This is a genomic window from Pseudomonas sp. S2_A02, assembly GCF_054668495.1.
In genome coordinates this window covers 5563602-5579795 of the sequence record NZ_CP162776.1, presented here as the reverse complement: position 1 = coordinate 5579795, position 16194 = coordinate 5563602, and the positions used below count along the sequence as shown (strand labels likewise).

At 57.0% G+C, this 16194-nt stretch carries 17 protein-coding genes; 11 read left to right on the top strand and 6 right to left on the bottom strand.

Going from position 1 to position 16194, the window contains the following annotated elements; translation table 11 throughout:
- The first annotated feature begins 145 nt into the window (after positions 1-145).
- The gene (locus tag AB4O41_RS25525) at positions 146-454 is read left to right on the top strand and encodes a hypothetical protein (protein ID WP_460145167.1); all 309 of its coding nucleotides are present in this window, start codon (positions 146-148) and stop codon (positions 452-454) included.
- Between the two features lie 63 nt (positions 455-517).
- Here the strand turns inward: AB4O41_RS25525 and AB4O41_RS25520 are convergent, their stop codons facing one another.
- Positions 518-1744 (bottom strand): molybdopterin molybdotransferase MoeA, encoded by a 1227-nt coding sequence (locus AB4O41_RS25520; RefSeq protein ID WP_460145166.1) that lies wholly within the window; start codon positions 1742-1744, stop codon positions 518-520.
- Positions 1728-2267 (bottom strand): molybdenum cofactor biosynthesis protein B, encoded by a 540-nt coding sequence (gene moaB, locus AB4O41_RS25515; protein WP_008075630.1) that lies wholly within the window; start codon positions 2265-2267, stop codon positions 1728-1730. The genes AB4O41_RS25520 and moaB overlap by 17 nt, the downstream gene beginning before the upstream one ends.
- An 81-nt stretch (positions 2268-2348) precedes the next feature.
- Between moaB and mobA the strand changes: the two genes are divergently transcribed.
- Positions 2349-2951 carry a molybdenum cofactor guanylyltransferase MobA gene (gene mobA, locus AB4O41_RS25510; RefSeq protein WP_460145165.1) on the top strand — a complete coding sequence of 201 codons (603 nt, stop codon included), beginning with the start codon at positions 2349-2351 and terminating at the stop codon, positions 2949-2951.
- Positions 2952-3027: 76 nt separating this feature from the next.
- Positions 3028-3249, top strand: a complete 222-nt coding sequence (locus AB4O41_RS25505; protein WP_007895056.1) for a YgdI/YgdR family lipoprotein — start codon at positions 3028-3030, stop codon at positions 3247-3249.
- An 89-nt stretch (positions 3250-3338) separates the two neighbouring features.
- Here AB4O41_RS25505 and AB4O41_RS25500 read toward each other — a convergent pair whose 3' ends face one another.
- From AB4O41_RS25500 to AB4O41_RS25490, 3 genes are all read right to left on the bottom strand, one after another.
- Positions 3339-4229: a pseudouridine synthase gene (locus AB4O41_RS25500; protein ID WP_123357674.1), complete on the bottom strand. Its 891-nt coding sequence runs from the start codon at positions 4227-4229 to the stop codon at positions 3339-3341.
- A gap of 72 nt (positions 4230-4301) precedes the next feature.
- The gene (locus AB4O41_RS25495; protein ID WP_007895054.1) at positions 4302-4622 is read right to left on the bottom strand and encodes a hypothetical protein; all 321 of its coding nucleotides are present in this window, start codon (positions 4620-4622) and stop codon (positions 4302-4304) included.
- 152 nt (positions 4623-4774) lie between these two features.
- Positions 4775-5023 (bottom strand): glutaredoxin family protein, encoded by a 249-nt coding sequence (locus tag AB4O41_RS25490; protein ID WP_095055481.1) that lies wholly within the window; start codon positions 5021-5023, stop codon positions 4775-4777.
- Between the two features lie 209 nt (positions 5024-5232).
- Here AB4O41_RS25490 and AB4O41_RS25485 point away from each other — a divergent pair, with 209 nt between their 5' ends.
- Positions 5233-6945 (top strand): cation:proton antiporter, encoded by a 1713-nt coding sequence (locus AB4O41_RS25485; RefSeq protein ID WP_460145164.1) that lies wholly within the window; start codon positions 5233-5235, stop codon positions 6943-6945.
- Position 6946: 1 nt separating this feature from the next.
- On the opposite strand, the gene AB4O41_RS25480 is transcribed toward AB4O41_RS25485, so the two are convergent.
- Positions 6947-8155 carry an ammonium transporter gene (locus tag AB4O41_RS25480; protein WP_460145163.1) on the bottom strand — a complete coding sequence of 403 codons (1209 nt, stop codon included), beginning with the start codon at positions 8153-8155 and terminating at the stop codon, positions 6947-6949.
- Positions 8156-8461: 306 nt separating this feature from the next.
- Here AB4O41_RS25480 and AB4O41_RS25475 point away from each other — a divergent pair, with 306 nt between their 5' ends.
- The 7 genes from AB4O41_RS25475 (at position 8462) to AB4O41_RS25445 (ending at position 16183) form a co-directional block, all read left to right on the top strand.
- Positions 8462-8776 (top strand): ElaB/YgaM/YqjD family protein, encoded by a 315-nt coding sequence (locus tag AB4O41_RS25475; RefSeq protein ID WP_008009371.1) that lies wholly within the window; start codon positions 8462-8464, stop codon positions 8774-8776.
- 1 nt (position 8777) lies between these two features.
- Entirely contained in the window at positions 8778-9167 is a 390-nt protein-coding gene (locus tag AB4O41_RS25470) for a phage holin family protein (RefSeq protein ID WP_367372439.1), read from the top strand.
- Positions 9164-9505, top strand: a complete 342-nt coding sequence (locus AB4O41_RS25465) for a hypothetical protein (RefSeq protein WP_460145162.1) — start codon at positions 9164-9166, stop codon at positions 9503-9505. The genes AB4O41_RS25470 and AB4O41_RS25465 overlap by 4 nt, the downstream gene beginning before the upstream one ends.
- Positions 9506-9740: 235 nt before the next feature.
- Positions 9741-11072 carry a deoxyguanosinetriphosphate triphosphohydrolase gene (locus AB4O41_RS25460; RefSeq protein ID WP_367372441.1) on the top strand — a complete coding sequence of 444 codons (1332 nt, stop codon included), beginning with the start codon at positions 9741-9743 and terminating at the stop codon, positions 11070-11072.
- 170 nt (positions 11073-11242) lie between these two features.
- A complete protein-coding gene (locus AB4O41_RS25455; RefSeq protein WP_460145161.1) occupies positions 11243-11647 on the top strand; it encodes a response regulator in 405 nt (134 codons plus the stop codon).
- Between the two features lie 256 nt (positions 11648-11903).
- Positions 11904-12530 (top strand): response regulator, encoded by a 627-nt coding sequence (locus AB4O41_RS25450; protein ID WP_367372443.1) that lies wholly within the window; start codon positions 11904-11906, stop codon positions 12528-12530.
- 8 nt (positions 12531-12538) lie between these two features.
- On the top strand, positions 12539-16183 hold the full coding sequence (locus tag AB4O41_RS25445) for a transporter substrate-binding domain-containing protein (protein WP_460145160.1): 3645 nt from the start codon (positions 12539-12541) through the stop codon (positions 16181-16183).
- Positions 16184-16194: the final 11 nt, after the last annotated feature.

Below are 16194 nucleotides of genomic sequence, written 5' to 3'. Positions count from 1 at the left end.
TCGTGTCTCGGCTATCAGTCATCACCCGTTGATTTATACAGGGACGTGAAAACAATGAATGGAACAACCTTAAGGGCCTCAAAAAGCGCACGCAACATTGGCATCGGCCACTCGAACGGTTTTAACGCAAGGAGCCAGCTACTCCATGCAAAGCCATGACCTCAGACTACCGGTTACTCCAGTCGCGCCGTTCGCTGAAAATCGCGCCAATCATCAGGCTGAACTCAAAAACAGTGCAAAGCCCGCCGGAGAAGTTGATATGGAACCTCGCGTTATTGAACTGGAGACACACCTCAAGTACATCCGAAGAGACATGGATGAAGTCCGGGGTGACGTCAAATCCATTAAACACAGGCTTGCCTATTCAGCTGGTGGAACAGCCGTGATCCTGGGACTTCTGGCCTGGATCGCCAACAGCCGCTTCGACCAGGTCGTGACACTTCTGGCACATTAGAATGTGTATGCACGCAAGCCCAATGCGATCAATCGGGCTTGCGTGGCAAAACCAGCGCCTGTATCAGCTCAAGACTTCACTCAGCGGGATGAAGCTCACATAATCACCCTCGAGCAGCGTACGGTCCTCCAGCACTTCAACCAGACCGTCAGCCCAGGCAGCACTGCGCAGTACGCCAGAGCTCTGATTCTTGTAGATGATTGCCCGGCCATTCTCCAGACGCCCACGCAAGTACTCACGTCGGTTACCAGCTTTGGGCCAGACAAACCCTGCCGGCACCTGGAACTTCAGGGGCTCAACCTCTTTTACGCCTTGGCGGCGCAAGAGGTAGGGCCTTGCCAACAGAGCAAAAGTCACCAGGGTCGACGCCGGATTACCGGGCAGACCAATCACAGGCACGCCGCGAAAATGCCCGAACGTCAGCGGCTTACCTGGTTTGATGGCAAGCTTCCACAGAGTCAATTCACCCTCTTCCCGCAAGGCGATGCCCAGAAAGTCGGCCTCCCCCACCGATACGCCACCGGTCGAGAGAATCAGGTCGACATTCTTCAACTCACCGAGGCGGGCACGAGTGGTCGCTAAATCATCGGGAAGAATGCCGGCATCGATCACCTCACAACCCAATCGCTGCAACCAGCTGCAGAGCAATACTCGATTACTGTTGTAGATCTGTCCCGGCCCAAGGGCCTGACCAGGCTCAATCAACTCATCACCGGTAGATAAGACAGCAACACGAATTTTGCGAACCACGTCCAGCTCAGCGCATCCCAGCGATGCCGCCAGCCCCTGCTCGATAGGCCCCAGACGCGTTCCGGCGGGCAGGATCAGTTCACCGACAGTGGCTTCCTGACCTTGTGGACGGATGTTCTTTCCTGGGCTCATGGTCTCGGTGAAACGTACCCGCTCATCCGCCTGAACCTCGGCGTTCTCCTGCATCTCGACACAGTCGGCACCTGCAGGCACAGGCGCGCCGGTGAAGATTCGCGCACAGGTACCCGGCTTCAAGGGCTCCGGGGCCTGGCCTGCAAAAATCTTCTGACTGACCACCAACGGCTCTCCCGTCCAGTCGGCCAGGTGCAAGGCATAACCGTCCATGGCACTGTTCGGCCAAGGCGGCAAATCCAGTGTCGAGACCAGATCAATGGCCAGTACACGCCCCTGAACCTGCGCCAACGGCAAGCGTTCGTGTTCACGAATCTTCGAGGCGTCGGCCATTTCCAGTAAACGCGCCAGTGCCACCTCGACAGCCATCAGACTGCCAGTCTTGCCTGGCTTACCCGCGGGTTTCACAGGGTGCCGCCTGTTTCAGATGGGCCACGAAATTGCACGGACGGTGACGCGAATCCAGTTGCTCGGCGAGAATGCCGTCCCAACCGGTGCGCACCGCATTGGTCGAGCCCGGCAAACAGCACACCAGCGTGCCATTGGCCAAACCGGCCAAGGCCCGGGACTGAACCGTCGAGGTGCCGATATCCGCTACCGATATCTGCCGGAACAATTCACCAAAACCATCGACCTGCTTATCCAGCAGGCAACTCACGGCTTCGGGCGTGCTGTCGCGACCGGTGAACCCGGTACCGCCGGTGATCAACACCACCTGCACGACCTCATCGGCAATCCAGTTGGCGACTTGCGCGCGAATTTTGTAGAGGTCATCTTTAAGCAGTACACGGGCCGCCAGGTTATGACCGGCAGCGCTCAAACGGTCGACGAAGACCTGGCCTGAGGTATCGGTTTCCAGGGTACGGGTATCGCTGACAGTCAGCACCGCGATGTTGAGCGGTGCGAAAGGTACATCAGCCTTGGCTTTCATAGGCTCGTCCAGTTGTAGGAGAAACAGCCCGGTGTTATATCACAGCGCCTCATTTTTTCGCCGCCCCCATGGAGAAGAGCGATGACCTCGAATACACCTCTGGCGCCTTGCTCCATTCTGCTCCTGGCGGGCGGGCGCGGCCAACGCATGGGCGGTCAGGACAAGGGTTTGCTGGATTGGCACGGCGAGCCACTGATCGCGCATCTGCACCGCAAGACGCGCCCGCTGAGTGATGACCTGATCATCTCCTGCAACAGAAACCTGGAAAAATATGCGCCTTATGCGGATCAGTTGGTCCATGACGACGAAGGCGACTTTCCGGGACCGTTGGCGGGTATCCGCGCAGGCCTGAAGGCCGCCCGCCACACTCACCTACTGGTATTGCCCTGCGATGTGCCACGCATCGATGCCGCGCTGCTCCAGAGCATGCGTGAAACCGCCGGACAGCATCCGGACAAACCGTTGATGCTGCGTCATGGCGAACACTGGGAACCGTTGCTGTGCATGATTCCCGTCGCCCTTTCAGCGGCTTTCGAGACCGCCTGGAAAGAAGGTGAGCGCAGCCCGGGTCGCCTTATGCGCAAGCTGGGCGCCACAGCCCTGCAATGCCCGGATAACGACCCCCGCCTGGCCAATCTCAATACGCCGGAACTGTTAAGCACACACCACACTGTGTCAGACTGACACGCGAAGGAACTTGCGCGCGTTGTATACGTCTCAAGCTCAGCAATCAAAAGAATTCCCATTCGGAGACACACTCATGACTCAACGGACCCTCGCCACTTTCATGCTCGCACTGGGCCTTGCGACCCTCGCCGGTTGCGCATCGCCTACAGTGATCACCTTGAATGACGGTCGAGAAATCCAGGCCGTCGACGCGCCTAAGTACGATGAAGAATCGGGCTTTTACGAATTCGAACAACTGGATGGCAAGCACACCCGCGTCAACAAAGATCAGGTCCGTACCGTTAAAGATCTGTAATCTTTACGGCGACAACCAGATACAGAAAAGCCCGCTTTAAAAGCGGGCTTTTTCGTGGGTGAAGAAAAGCAGAGTCGTTAGCCCTGTGATTACCACTGCAAGGTGATAGTGCTTTCGAATTCTCTTTCCTGCCCAGTGACCGGATCGACAAATCGCAGCCCCTGGGCCAACAGCTTCAAGGGGTTGGCATAGTCATCTTCAACGTCCTTGAGCACCTGCGGATAGAACGGATCATTGCAGATGCTGGCTCCCAGGGCTGTCATGTGAACTCGCAACTGATGTTTCTTGCCCGTCACCGGGTACAGCGCATAACGCCAGAGTTCACCGTTTTTTTCCCTGACCTCGACAGCCGTCTCGGTATTGCTGACGCCCGGACCTTCTTGCATGCGAAAAAACGGCTCGCCATCGATAAGTCGACTTTTATGGACCAGCGGGAAGGAGTGCTCAGGCAATGCCCGGGCAATTGCTTCGTAGCGCTTTTCGATCTGGCGTGTAGGAAACAATGACTGATAGGCCGACCGACTCTGAGGATTGGCTGAAAACAACACCAACCCGGCTGTATGCCGATCAATGCGATGCAAAGGCACCAAATGCGGGTTATCCAGTCGACGGATCAGCCGCCGCAGCAGCGTCTGCTCAACGTATTCGCCGGCAGGAGTCACGGGCAGAAAGTGTGGTTTGTCCGCGACCACCAAATGCTCGTCGGCATAAAGGATCGACTCTACTACCGGGATCGGTTTTTCGTCCGGTACTTCACGGAAATAATGAATCCGCAGACCTTCCTTGTAAGGCAGGTCCAAGGCGATCGGCAGGCCTTGCCCATCGAGGACACGACCGCGAGCAATTCTGTCCAGCCATTGTTCACGACCGATGGCGCTGAAGTGCTCGCACAGGCAATCGAGTACGGTCTGCCACGGCCCCGGCGGCAGGTAGAGCGTGCTGGCCTGGTTATGTGCAGCAGAAAAAGATGAAATGGACATACGAAAAGCTCTAACCCTCAATGCAGGGCGGCATTATCCAACAGTGGCCGGAACGAACCTAGAAGAGAATCTTCAGGCCGGTATCGACTGTGTGCGAGCGGCCGCTTCGGTGAACTCCTTGAGCCAGCGCAGCACATCGACCGCTTCCCAGCGACCCGGATCATAAAGCGCATACAACAAACCCTGATAGCCCACGACATCCAGCTGCCGGTGGTAGCCCGCACGCTGGAACAAGGCTTCGATTTCGGCGAAGCAGGTATTGAAATGCAATTTGTTGAAGGGCGTTTTTCCCTCCGTGACCAGGCCATCCAAACGCAATTCGAGGACGGCCTCGCGCACCACGTCCGCCGACATCCGGTTCACGCTGTTCTTCAATTGTTCGACATTGACCAAGGTTCATCCCTCTGACGTCCGGGATCGCCGGCCTAAACCCAAAACCGGGAAAAGCATGGCAGGCAATCGGAATAGCTGTATACACATACAGTAACCGAATAGCTCACCTTTCGCCAATGGGTGAAACGAGGACCGCGACGGGTGGGTCGTCTTCAGCTGGCGTCACGGCTCAGGAACGCGACGACCTGATCCGCATCGAAGGGCCAATCGAGTTCAGCGCCGTTATCAAGACGTCGCAGCACCGGTATACGCAAACCATAGTCTTCGACCCAGTCTTCGTTTTCCGCGATGTCGACCAACTCCACCAACAAACCGTTTTCGACAAAGGGCATCAGAAGTGCTTCGGCGACTTCACAAAGATGGCAACCAAGGGTGCCAAACAGGCGACATTCAGGAGGCATGACGACAAGACCCATCGAAGTAAGCGCTCATTCTAGGCCCGCGATCAAAAGCAGTCGAGCCAATGCCCCCACCTGCCTGAGCGATGGCCGATTTCAAGAGATTTCGGCAAACTCCTGATGCAAATCATTCGCCTCAACCGGCACTTGCGCGATGCTCGCGTCTTTTTTACTTCTACGCTTGAGTAGCCTGAACTTCACTGGAGTTTTTTGTGTTCGCCAATCTGTTGATCATCCTCGCCTCCTCTCTAGTGGTGATTGCACTGTTCCAGCGCCTGCGCTTGCCACCGGTGCTGGGCTACCTGTGCGTGGGGCTGATGATCGGGCCGACAGCGTTCAACTGGGTGAATGAAAGCGAAGAGTTGCCCGACCTTGCCGAGTTGGGTGTGGTGTTCTTGCTATTCTCCCTCGGGCTTGAGTTTTCCCTGTCGAAAATGCTCGCACTGCGCCAGGTGGTATTTGGCCTGGGCAGCCTGCAGGTGCTGGGTTCCGGGACGGTGCTGGGAGGGTTGCTGATGCTGTTCGGCATGCCGACCACGCCAGCACTGTTACTGGGTGCCGGTTTGGCGCTGTCGTCCACCGCCATTGTCAGCAAAGAGTTGAGCAGCCTCGGTGAACTTTTCAGCCGCCACGGCCAGAATGCCATCGCCGTGCTGTTGTTCCAGGACGTGGTCGCGGTGTTGCTACTGACCCTGGTGCCGGTGTTCGCCGGCACCAGCGACCAGGTCTGGTATTGGGCGCTGCCATTGACGCTGGGCAAGACCATGGTGCTGTTCGTCGGTCTGCTGCTGGTCAGTCGCTGGTTTCTGCCACGGCTGTTCCATGAAGTCGCCGCGTCCCGGTCCGCAGAGCTGTTCGTGCTGTTGGCGCTGGTGATCGTTTTGCTGACGGCCTGGCTGACTCACCTGCTCGGCCTCTCCCCTGCCCTGGGCGCCTTTCTGGCCGGTATGCTACTGGGGGAAAGTCACTACCGACATCAGATCGAGGCGGACATCCGACCGTTCCGCGATATCCTGCTCGGGGTGTTCTTCGTCAGTATCGGCATGCTGATCGACTTGCGGTTGTTTGCCAGCCACGGTCTGCTGATTCTCGGCCTGACGCTGGGGTTGCTGCTGATCAAAGGTACCGTGGTCGCGTTGCTAGTCAAATGGCGCGGCAGCGATGCCGAAACCGCCTGGCGCAGCGGCCTGGCATTGGCTCAAGGGGGCGAATTCTGCTTTGCCCTGATGGCGCAGATGCAGCAGAACAATTTGATGCCCGCCGACTTCGGTGGCCTGCTGCTGGCCGCCACGTTCTGCTCGATGCTGGTGACGCCTTTACTGCTGCGCGCCGCTCCCCACATCGCCACACGTCTGCACCACAAGCCCAACGAAGAAGCCGAACTCGAAGAAATCAGCGCGCTCAATGCAGGCTTGCACAATCACGTAGTGATCTGTGGCTACGGCCGTGTAGGCCAGTCCATCGGGCGCGTCCTGCGTAATATAGATCAACCTTACATTGCGTTGGATATCGACCCGGTGCGGGTTCAGGAAGCAGCCGTCAATGAAAGCTGTGTTCATTACGGCGACTCACGTCGCGGCGAGCTGCTGGTCGCGATAGGGCTGGAACGCGCCAGACTGCTGGTGGTCGCCGTGGACAAGACGGACATCGCACTGTTGATACTCAAGGAGGCACGCCGGTTCAACCCGAGCGTGTCGATCCTGGTGCGCACACGGGACGACAGTCAGTTGGCCGAGTTAATGGCCGCTGGCGCCAGCGAAGTCGTACCCGAGTTGCTGGAGTCCAGCCTGATGCTCGCCTCCCACGCGCTGATCATGCTGGGCATACCCGGCCAACAGGTGCGAGACCGGGTCGACCAGGTACGGCGTGACCGCTATCGCCTGCTGCACGGTTTTTACCCTGGCGCTGACGATGAGGAACAGTAATTCAATCCTGACTTACGGCACCGATCTTGTGCACCGACAAGTCCGCGCCGTAATACTCCTCTTCCTGGCTCAGGCGCAGACCATGGAACGCCTTGATCGCGCCATACACCGCAAAACCGCCGGCCAGCGCCACAATCACCCCCAGAGAAGTGCCGATCAACTGACTGATCAGGCTCACGCCCCCCAAACCACCCACGGCGGTTTGACCAAAAATGCCACAAGCGATCCCGCCCCAGACACCACACAGTCCATGCAGAGGCCAGACGCCCAGCACATCATCGATGCGCCATTTGCCTTGAGCCGCAGTAAAGCACCAGACAAACAGTGCCCCGGCGACGGCACCAGTCACCAACGCACCCACCGGGTGCATCAGATCCGATCCGGCACAGATCGCCACCAACCCGGCCAATGGGCCGTTATGCAGGAAGCCCGGGTCATTGCGCCCGACGATCAACGCCGCCACGGTGCCGCCGACCATGGCCATCAGCGAGTTCACCGCCACCAACCCGCTGACCCCTTGCAGGGTCTGAGCGCTCATCACGTTGAAGCCGAACCAGCCGACGATCAAAATCCACGAACCCAACGCGAGAAAGGGAATGCTCGACGGTGCGAATGCCACGAGTCGCCCATCGCGATAACGACCTTGCCTTGGGCCGAGCAACAATACCGCCGCGAGTGCCAGCCAGCCGCCCATGGCGTGAACCACCACAGAGCCTGCAAAGTCATGGAAGCTGGCGCCAAAACGTTCCAGCAACCACGCTTGCAGACCAAAGTTGCCATTCCAGATCATGCCTTCGAAGAAGGGATAGATGAACGCCACGATCAGCGCCGTCGCGCACAGCTGCGGGGCGAACCGGGCGCGCTCGGCGATGCCTCCGGAAATGATTGCCGGTATTGCCGCAGCAAAGGTCAGCAGAAAGAAAAACTTCACCAGCCCATAGCCATGGTCGGCAGTAATCACCGCCGCCGGCTGCATGAAAGTAACCCCGTAAGAAATCCAATAGCCTATAAAGAAGTAGGCCAGGGTCGAAATGGCGAAGTCGCTGAGGATCTTCGACAAGGCATTGACCTGGTTCTTCTGTCGAACCGTGCCCACCTCGAGAAAGGCGAAACCGGCGTGCATGGCCAAGACCATGACCGCACCGATAAGGATGAACAACGTGTTGGAGCTATGGACCAGACTGTCCACAGCACTTTGCAGATTTTCCATGGATTGGCAGACCTGAAGGCTGAAAAAAAGCACCAAAGCAGTTCGCGCGGACGACTGACGCACCAAGTTGCAGCTCATCCAGACAGCAGCGCTAATCTGGATGAACCGCTTTGGCGCACAAGACCACAGTCTCTGCGCGAGTTTTGATTATTTGAGTTAAGGTTTTCCTGAAATCATGCCCAGCAACAGCGCAATGGCGCAGGCTGACGCACCACGACACAGCAAAAGTTGTACCAGTCATTTGTACTGAACCTTCACGCAAGGCTCATACTCGAACGCTTCAGAAGCCACTCACGGAGATCACCAATGGCACGCACCACAGCAAAGACTGCTCAAGAAGTTCTGATGGAAGATTTTCAGACGCTGGTCACCGACACTGAAAGGTTGCTGGAACACACCAAATCCCTGGCTGGCGATCAGGCCGATGAGTTGCGCCAGCAGATCCATGACAGTCTGCTGCGCGCGCGGGAAACCCTGAGATTGACCGAAGACTCTGTGCGCGAGCGCGGCAAAGCCGCTGTCACCGCCACGGAAGATTACGTCCAGGCCAACCCATGGCAATCGGTCGGAATCGCGGCTGGCGTGGGTTTCCTGATTGGCCTGCTAGCCACTAGGCGCTGATATGGCGATCGGCGAATCCGACCCGTCCGCGACGGGCACCGGCTCATCACCGCGGCGCCTCGGGGCCGCGTTTCTTGGACTGCTGCACAGTCATGTCGAACTGTTCGGCATTGAATTGCAGGAACAAAAAGCACGCACCGTAAGCCTGTTGCTGTTTGCAGGCCTGACGCTGGTCTTTGCCTTGTTGTTGCTGGTGGGCTTGTCGACGCTGGTGTTGATCCTGTTTTGGGACACCTATCGCCTGGCAGCAATCATCGGGCTCTGTGTGTTCTATACCCTCGCAGCGTTGTTCTGTGCGATGCGCTTGAGAGCAGCGATTTTCGATGAATCCTCGCCCTTCCATGGCACCCTGGAAGAGTTGGCCAATGATCGGGAGCGTCTGTTGCCATGAGCATGTCTGAACTTCCCCGCAACAGCTCACGCACGGAAATGCGCAAAGCGCTGATCCGCCTGCGCATGGAAATGCATCGCCAGGAAATTCGCCACGAATCCCAACACCTGCTGCACCCTCTGCAACGGGTGCGTGGCATGACGCAAAACCTGCAAGACGGTCTCGGCATCAAACACGCTCCGCTCTGGGGGATCGCGGCCGTGATCGGGTTGGGCTTTCTGACCGGCAAAGGTGCCAAGGGTGGCAGTATTGGCAGCCTGACTCGGCTGGCTCGCCTGGGCGTCACGCTGGGGCCACTGATCAAGCTGATCATGCAGAGCGCTTCGCGCAAACATTAATCAGTTCTGTTTGGCTGCATTCTTTCAATATCACCAGGATTAACCTCTTTATCGAGAGGTTAACCCTGCGTGCCTGGTGTCCAGGTCCAGTACTGCCTGACCGCCGGGCTATTTACCGATAACGGTGAGTGCCTGCTACTCATCGATATCGATGCCGCAGGGCTCTAGTTCTCCTTGCAGGGACCCGCTTGAACCGGGAAGCTAGGGGATCAGTCACCTGACGGAGAAACCAGCCTTGGATTGGCAAACCCTGCTTACCCGCGAACGCCTCGGAAAGCCTGTACACAGCCCGGAAGAACTCGGCCGCAGCCCTTTCCATAAAGACCACGACCGCATCATTTTCTCGGGCGCGTTTCGCCGTCTCGGGCGCAAGACCCAGGTCCATCCGGTCTCCAGCAACGATCATATCCACACGCGCCTGACCCATTCGCTGGAAGTCAGCTGCGTCGGCCGTTCGCTGGGCATGCGCGTTGGTGAAACCATCCGCAGCGCCCTGCCCGACTGGTGCGAACCGAGCGACCTGGGCATGGTGGTGCAATCGGCTTGCCTGGCCCATGACATTGGTAATCCGCCCTTCGGTCATTCTGGTGAAGACGCGATCCGCCACTGGTTCCAGCAGGCCGCAGGCCGTGGCTGGCTGGATGCCATGAGCGAAGCCGAACGCAATGACTTCCTCAATTTCGAAGGCAATGCCCAAGGTTTCCGGGTGCTTACCCAGCTTGAATACCACCAGTTCGAAGGGGGAACCCGGCTGACCTACGCCACGCTGGGCACCTACCTGAAATACCCGTGGACGGCTCGGCACGCCGACTCACTGGGCTACAAGAAGCACAAGTTCGGCTGCTATCAGAGCGAACTGCCGTTGCTGGAACAGATCGCTCATAAACTCGGTCTGCCCCAACTGGAAGAACAGCGTTGGGCGCGTCATCCGCTGGTGTACCTGATGGAGGCCGCCGACGATATCTGCTACGCGCTGATCGATCTGGAAGATGGCCTGGAGATGGAGCTGTTGGAGTACGCCGAAGTCGAGTCCCTGCTGCTGGACCTGGTGGGCGACGATCTCCCGGAAACCTATCGCCAGCTCGGTCCCCAGGATTCGCGTCGGCGCAAACTGGCGATCCTGCGGGGCAAAGCCATCGAACACCTGACCAACGCAGCAGCCCGAGCCTTCGTCGAGCAACAGGACGCGCTGCTGGCCGGCACGCTACCTGGCGACCTGGTGGAACATATGCATGGCCCCGCCAAACGCTGCGTCTTGAATGCCAAGGACATGGCGCGCAAAAAAATCTTCCAGGACAAGCGCAAGACACTCCACGAAATCGGCGCCTACACCACCCTGGAAATCCTGCTCAACGCCTTTTGCGGCGCGGCACTGGAGCAACACAACGGTCGCACGCCATCCTTCAAGCACCGCCGCATACTCGACCTGTTGGGCAACAACGCACCCGATCCTCAGGGCCCTTTGCACACCTCCTTCTTGCGCATGATTGATTTCATCGCCGGCATGACCGACAGCTATGCCAGTGAAATGGCGCTGGAAATGACCGGTCGTTCAAGCCACGGATAGAAGCATATCGGTTAGCCGTGTCAGAGGCCTCTGAACGGCTGATCGAATGTCTCGACATTCATGTGTATTTCAACGTCGACAGAATCGCCCTACACACTGTGCAGAGCGGACTGATCGATTGTTCGGCTGTCTCGCGAAATAATCGCACTCCCCTGCTCGACAGATGACGCATGAAAATACCTATGTTCAAACATGATTGGCGCATCTTGCTGGTGGAGGATCATCCCTTTCAGCTACGAGCAACTCAATACCTGCTCGAGAGTTATGGCTTCACCCAATTGACTGCCACTGACAGTGCCGAAGCCGCCTTGCAACAAATGCTCAAGGCTGCGCAACCGTTCGATATTCTTTTGTGCGACCAATGCCTGCCTGACCTTCCGGGCCTTGACTTGATCGAATACGCCAGTCACCGGGGGATGATCAGGCAGGCAATACTTTTGAGCAGCCTGACATCCATCGAACTGGACCAACTTAAAGTAATGGCCCACGAACATGGACTGCCCTTGCTCGGTTACTTGATCAAACCTTTGAAACAATCAGACTTCAGAAACTTGTTGACCTTGGCTTCATCCTAAAAACACAAGAACCCAAACACACTAAGACCATTACAAAAAATAAAGACCCGCACCTCTAACTCAATATTTTCAATCTCTTGACGACCCCTCAAAACTTTTGCCCTTCCTCATGCAAAACCTAGTTGATACGTAGTCCGATTCTTCTTCGGTTGTAGGACTTTTCCTGTATTGCTGCTACAGCCCCCTCAGTTCATGCGGCGCCTCAACTATCTGAGCTAAGGTGCGCGCTTTATTTGTGCACGTATGGGATTTGATTATGAACTCCGTTTTTATTGTCGACGATCACCCTGTTATCCGCCTTGCCGTTCGAATGCTGTTGGAACATGAAGGTTACAAAGTCGTCGGCGAAACTGACAATGGGGTCGATGCAATGCAGATGGTTCGCGAATGCATGCCTGACCTGATCATCCTCGACATCAGCATTCCCAAACTGGATGGGCTGGAAGTTCTTTCCCGTTTCAACGCCATGAGTACCCCCTTAAAAACACTGGTGTTAACTGCACAGTGCCCGACACTTTTCGGTATTCGCTGCATGCAGTCCGGCGCATCGGGCTATGTCTGCAAGCAGGAAGACCTCAGTGAACTGATGAGTGCGATCAAAGCAGTCTTATCAGGTTACAACTACTTTCCCAGTCAAGCCTTGAACCCTGTTCGTCGTGACGACGCGCGCTGGTCCGACCTGGAATTGTTTAAATCCGTCAATGATCGAGAGCTGATGGTATTACAACTTTTCGCCCAAGGTCGCACCAATAAAGAAATTGCCAAGGGCATGTTTCTCAGTAACAAAACGGTCAGTACTTATAAGAAACGACTCATGCAGAAACTCAAAGCCAAATCCCTGGTTGAACTCATCGATATGGCAAAACGTAACGCGTTAGTGTGAGAAACAGGATGCCCAGCCGCTTGAAGGATCATCTAATACTCATGGCCGCGGGTTTATGCCTGAGCACCTCAGTACTCGCGGCCAAGACAGCCGGCGAGCATTACTCCCTGCTCAGTCGCTCGACGGCCGGGCACATGGAAGTCCAACTGGATACCTCACAACGACAATGGGTAAAAGACAAACGTGAATTGATCCTGGGTACATCGGCCCCGGACTATCCTCCTTTCGACCTGACCCTCAGCGGCCACGACTATGAAGGTTTGACCGCCGATTACGCAGGTATCCTCGGCAAGGCCACAGGGATGCCGATCAAGGTGCAGCGTTTCGCATCCCGGGGGGCCGCGATCGAGGCGCTGGAAAAAGGCCAGGTCGACATGCTCGGCACCGCCAATGGGTTCGAAGCCGACAACGCCGACATTGCCTTATCCATGCCTTATGCGGTGGATCAACCCGTACTGGTGACACGAGAAGGAGAAACCAGATCGCTGACCGATGGACTTGCCGGCATGCGGCTCAGCATGGTGTATCACTATCTGCCTCTGGATGAGGTAAGGGCGCTGTATCCGAAAGCCATCATTACCTCCTATCCGTCCTACCAGAATGCGATCAATGCGGTTGCCTTCGACCAGGCCGACGTTTTTCTCGGCGACACCATTTCAACCCACTACATGATCAACAAGGGGTATCTGAACAACCTCCGCATGGCCAACTTCGGTAAACACGAAGCCCATGGTTTCAGCTTTGCCGTGCAAAAAGACAACCCGACTCTGCTTGCAATCATCAACGTGGTACTCAAGACCATCCCCACGAGCGAGCGAGAAAACATTGCCAAACGCTGGAGTGCCGGCAGCGACATTCTTCTCACCGATCACAAACTGCAACTCAGCCACCGTGAAGAACGCTGGCTGGCACAACATCCGGTTGTGCGCGTCGTGGTTAATGAAGCATTTGCGCCGCTGACGTTTTTCGACAGCGACGGCAACTTTCGAGGTGTCACGGCTGATCTGCTCGAGCTGATCAGATTGCGCACCGGTTTGCGTTTCGAAATCCAGCGCAGCCGAAGCGATGACGAGATGATCGAGCAGATCGCTAACCATCAGGCTGACCTGATCGCCGCCCTGCTCCCCAGCATCCAACGTGAAACGACGTTGAATTTCAGCCGCCCCTATCTGGAAAACTCCTTTGTGCTGCTGACGCGCAAAGCGGCCGACAGCCCGACAAATCTCACGCAATTGCAGGACAAACGCCTGGCCATCGCCCAAGGCAATCCACTGGTGGATTACCTGCGCAGCGAGTTTCCGCGGATCAATCTGGTTGAAACCCCGGACACGTTCAGCGCCGTGGAGTTGCTCGTCGAGGGCCAGGCAGAAGGTGCGGTGAACTCACTGGTGATCGCCAACTACTTCATCTCATCGCGGATCTTCGAACAGACACTTCAGATCAGCACCACCATCGGCACCCGACAGGCAGCGTTTTCCCTGGCGACCGGGCGCGACGCCAAAGAACTGAATGCCATCCTCGACAAGGCGCTGCTGAGCATTGCACCGGAGGAACTGGGCATCATTAACAACCGCTGGCGTGGCTACTCGACGCCCTCGCAGAATACTTGGCGCAACTATCACCGGGTGTTCTATCAGATCGTTACAGGCGCTGGTGTTTTACTGCTGATATCCGTTGCCTGGAACGCCTATATGAGACGTCAGATAAAACAGCGTCAGGCAGCCGAACGCGCATTGAACGATCAACTGGAATTCATGCGATCACTGGTCAATGGCACACCTCATCCCATTTATGTGCGTGATCGCCAGGGATTGCTGCAAAGCTGCAACGATAGTTACCTGGAGACCTTCTGCGCGAAACGCGAAGACATCATCGGTAAAGGCGTCACGCAGGGCTGCTTCAGCAACGCCTTCGAAGCACGGGAATATCAGGCGGACTACCAACGCGTCATGGCCGAGGGCACGCCACTGATTCTCGACCGTCCGCTGCACATCGACGACCGCAAACTGACGATTTACCACTGGATTCTTCCCTATCGAGACTCGAGCGGGGACGTGCAAGGCATCATCGGCGGCTGGATCGATATCAGCGAACGGCGGCAACTGTTTGATGAGTTGCGGGCAGCGAAAGAGCGCGCCGATGAAGCCAACCGAGCTAAAAGCACCTTTCTGGCGACCATGAGCCATGAGATCCGCACGCCCATGAATGCAATCATCGGCATGCTCGAACTGACACTCAAGCGTATCGATCACCGTCATCCGGATCGACCAGCCATCGACGTCGCATACCACTCAGCGAAAGACCTGCTGGAACTGATCGGGGACATTCTCGATATTGCGCGCATCGAATCCGGGCGTCTGAGCCTGAGCCCGGAGCGCGTCAATCTGGCTGAAACCGTCGCCTCGGTGGTGCGGATTTTCGACGGGCTGGCCCGGCAGAAAAATCTCGGGCTGCAACTGCAATTCAGCCCTGTCCAACCGGCGACTGATGTCCTATTGGACCCGATGCGCTTCAAGCAGGTGCTGTCCAATCTGATCAGCAATGCCATCAAGTTTACGCAACAGGGCCAAGTCAGGATCAACGTAGAGTTGCAGCCGACCGACGAACCCGAGCGAGTTGACCTGCAATTGCTGGTTGAAGACAGTGGCGCAGGGATCAGCGAGCAGGACCAACAGCGGTTATTCGAGCCTTTTGTCCAGGCCGATAACTCCAGCCAGTCAGCCAGAGGCGGCGCGGGGCTTGGCTTGGTGATCAGCCGCAATCTATGCGAAATGATGGGCGGCAGCCTGCAATTGAACAGTCAGCCGGGAGTCGGCACACAGGTTCGGGTTTCGCTGAACCTGGCCACCCTGGCAACGGAACGGATGCCGGAACCTGCCGAGCCGCGAATCCACCCGAGCGCGGCCCCCTTGAACGTGCTGGTGGTCGATGATCACCCGGCCAATCGCTTGCTCATGTGCCAGCAACTGGAGTTTCTCGGGCATCGATTCAACGTCGCTGCGGATGGCGAGGAGGGGTTCGAGGCATGGAAGAATCAGCCATTCGATCTGGTGATTGCCGATTGCAACATGCCGATCATGAATGGATATGAGCTGGTCCGTGCCATTCGCCAATATGAACAGCAACTGCAGCGCCCTCCCTGTACCGTTTTGGGTTTCACCGCCAACGCGCAGCCGGAGGAAAGACAGCGCTGCAAACTGGCCGGGATGGACGATTGCCTGTTCAAGCCCCTCAGCCTGACGGCCTTGAGCCAATGTGTCGAAGGCATCACGCCGAAGGTCCGCGAGCCTGCCTTCAGCCTGGAGGGGCTGCACCTGTTGACCGGTGGCAACCCGACACTCAACCAGCGATTGTTGACCGAACTGCTGAACAGCAACCACCTGGACCGCAAAGCGCTGCTGGCGTTATCCGAGTCAAAGGACCGGCAGTCATTCCTCGACATTGCCCACAAAATCAAGGGCGCGGCCCGAATCGTCCAGGCCTCCCGACTGATCGACAGCTGCGAGGCGCTTGAACAGGCCTGCAACAACAGGTTCCATCCCGATAAAGTGGCCGATTGCAGCAAATCCATGGAGCGCGCCATGCTCGAACTCGAGCAGGCGTTGCAACAACAGATGGCACTCCATGACAAAAGCACAATGAAGGAGCATTAACTATGCTTGGG

Bases quoted from the DNA above. Each gene is read 5' to 3' on its own strand.
- AB4O41_RS25525 (WP_460145167.1), top strand. From the start codon at position 146: ATGCAAAGCCATGACCTCAGACTACCGGTTACTCCAGTCGCGCCGTTC.
- moaB (WP_008075630.1), bottom strand. From the start codon at position 2,267: ATGAAAGCCAAGGCTGATGTACCTTTCGCACCGCTCAACATCGCGGTG.
- mobA (WP_460145165.1), top strand. From the start codon at position 2,349: ATGACCTCGAATACACCTCTGGCGCCTTGCTCCATTCTGCTCCTGGCG.
- AB4O41_RS25505 (WP_007895056.1), top strand. From the start codon at position 3,028: ATGACTCAACGGACCCTCGCCACTTTCATGCTCGCACTGGGCCTTGCG.
- AB4O41_RS25500 (WP_123357674.1), bottom strand. From the start codon at position 4,229: ATGTCCATTTCATCTTTTTCTGCTGCACATAACCAGGCCAGCACGCTC.
- AB4O41_RS25490 (WP_095055481.1), bottom strand. From the start codon at position 5,023: ATGCCTCCTGAATGTCGCCTGTTTGGCACCCTTGGTTGCCATCTTTGT.
- AB4O41_RS25480 (WP_460145163.1), bottom strand. From the start codon at position 8,155: ATGGAAAATCTGCAAAGTGCTGTGGACAGTCTGGTCCATAGCTCCAAC.
- AB4O41_RS25475 (WP_008009371.1), top strand. From the start codon at position 8,462: ATGGCACGCACCACAGCAAAGACTGCTCAAGAAGTTCTGATGGAAGAT.
- AB4O41_RS25470 (WP_367372439.1), top strand. From the start codon at position 8,778: ATGGCGATCGGCGAATCCGACCCGTCCGCGACGGGCACCGGCTCATCA.
- AB4O41_RS25465 (WP_460145162.1), top strand. From the start codon at position 9,164: ATGAGCATGTCTGAACTTCCCCGCAACAGCTCACGCACGGAAATGCGC.
- AB4O41_RS25455 (WP_460145161.1), top strand. From the start codon at position 11,243: ATGAAAATACCTATGTTCAAACATGATTGGCGCATCTTGCTGGTGGAG.
- AB4O41_RS25450 (WP_367372443.1), top strand. From the start codon at position 11,904: ATGAACTCCGTTTTTATTGTCGACGATCACCCTGTTATCCGCCTTGCC.
- AB4O41_RS25445 (WP_460145160.1), top strand. From the start codon at position 12,539: ATGCCCAGCCGCTTGAAGGATCATCTAATACTCATGGCCGCGGGTTTA.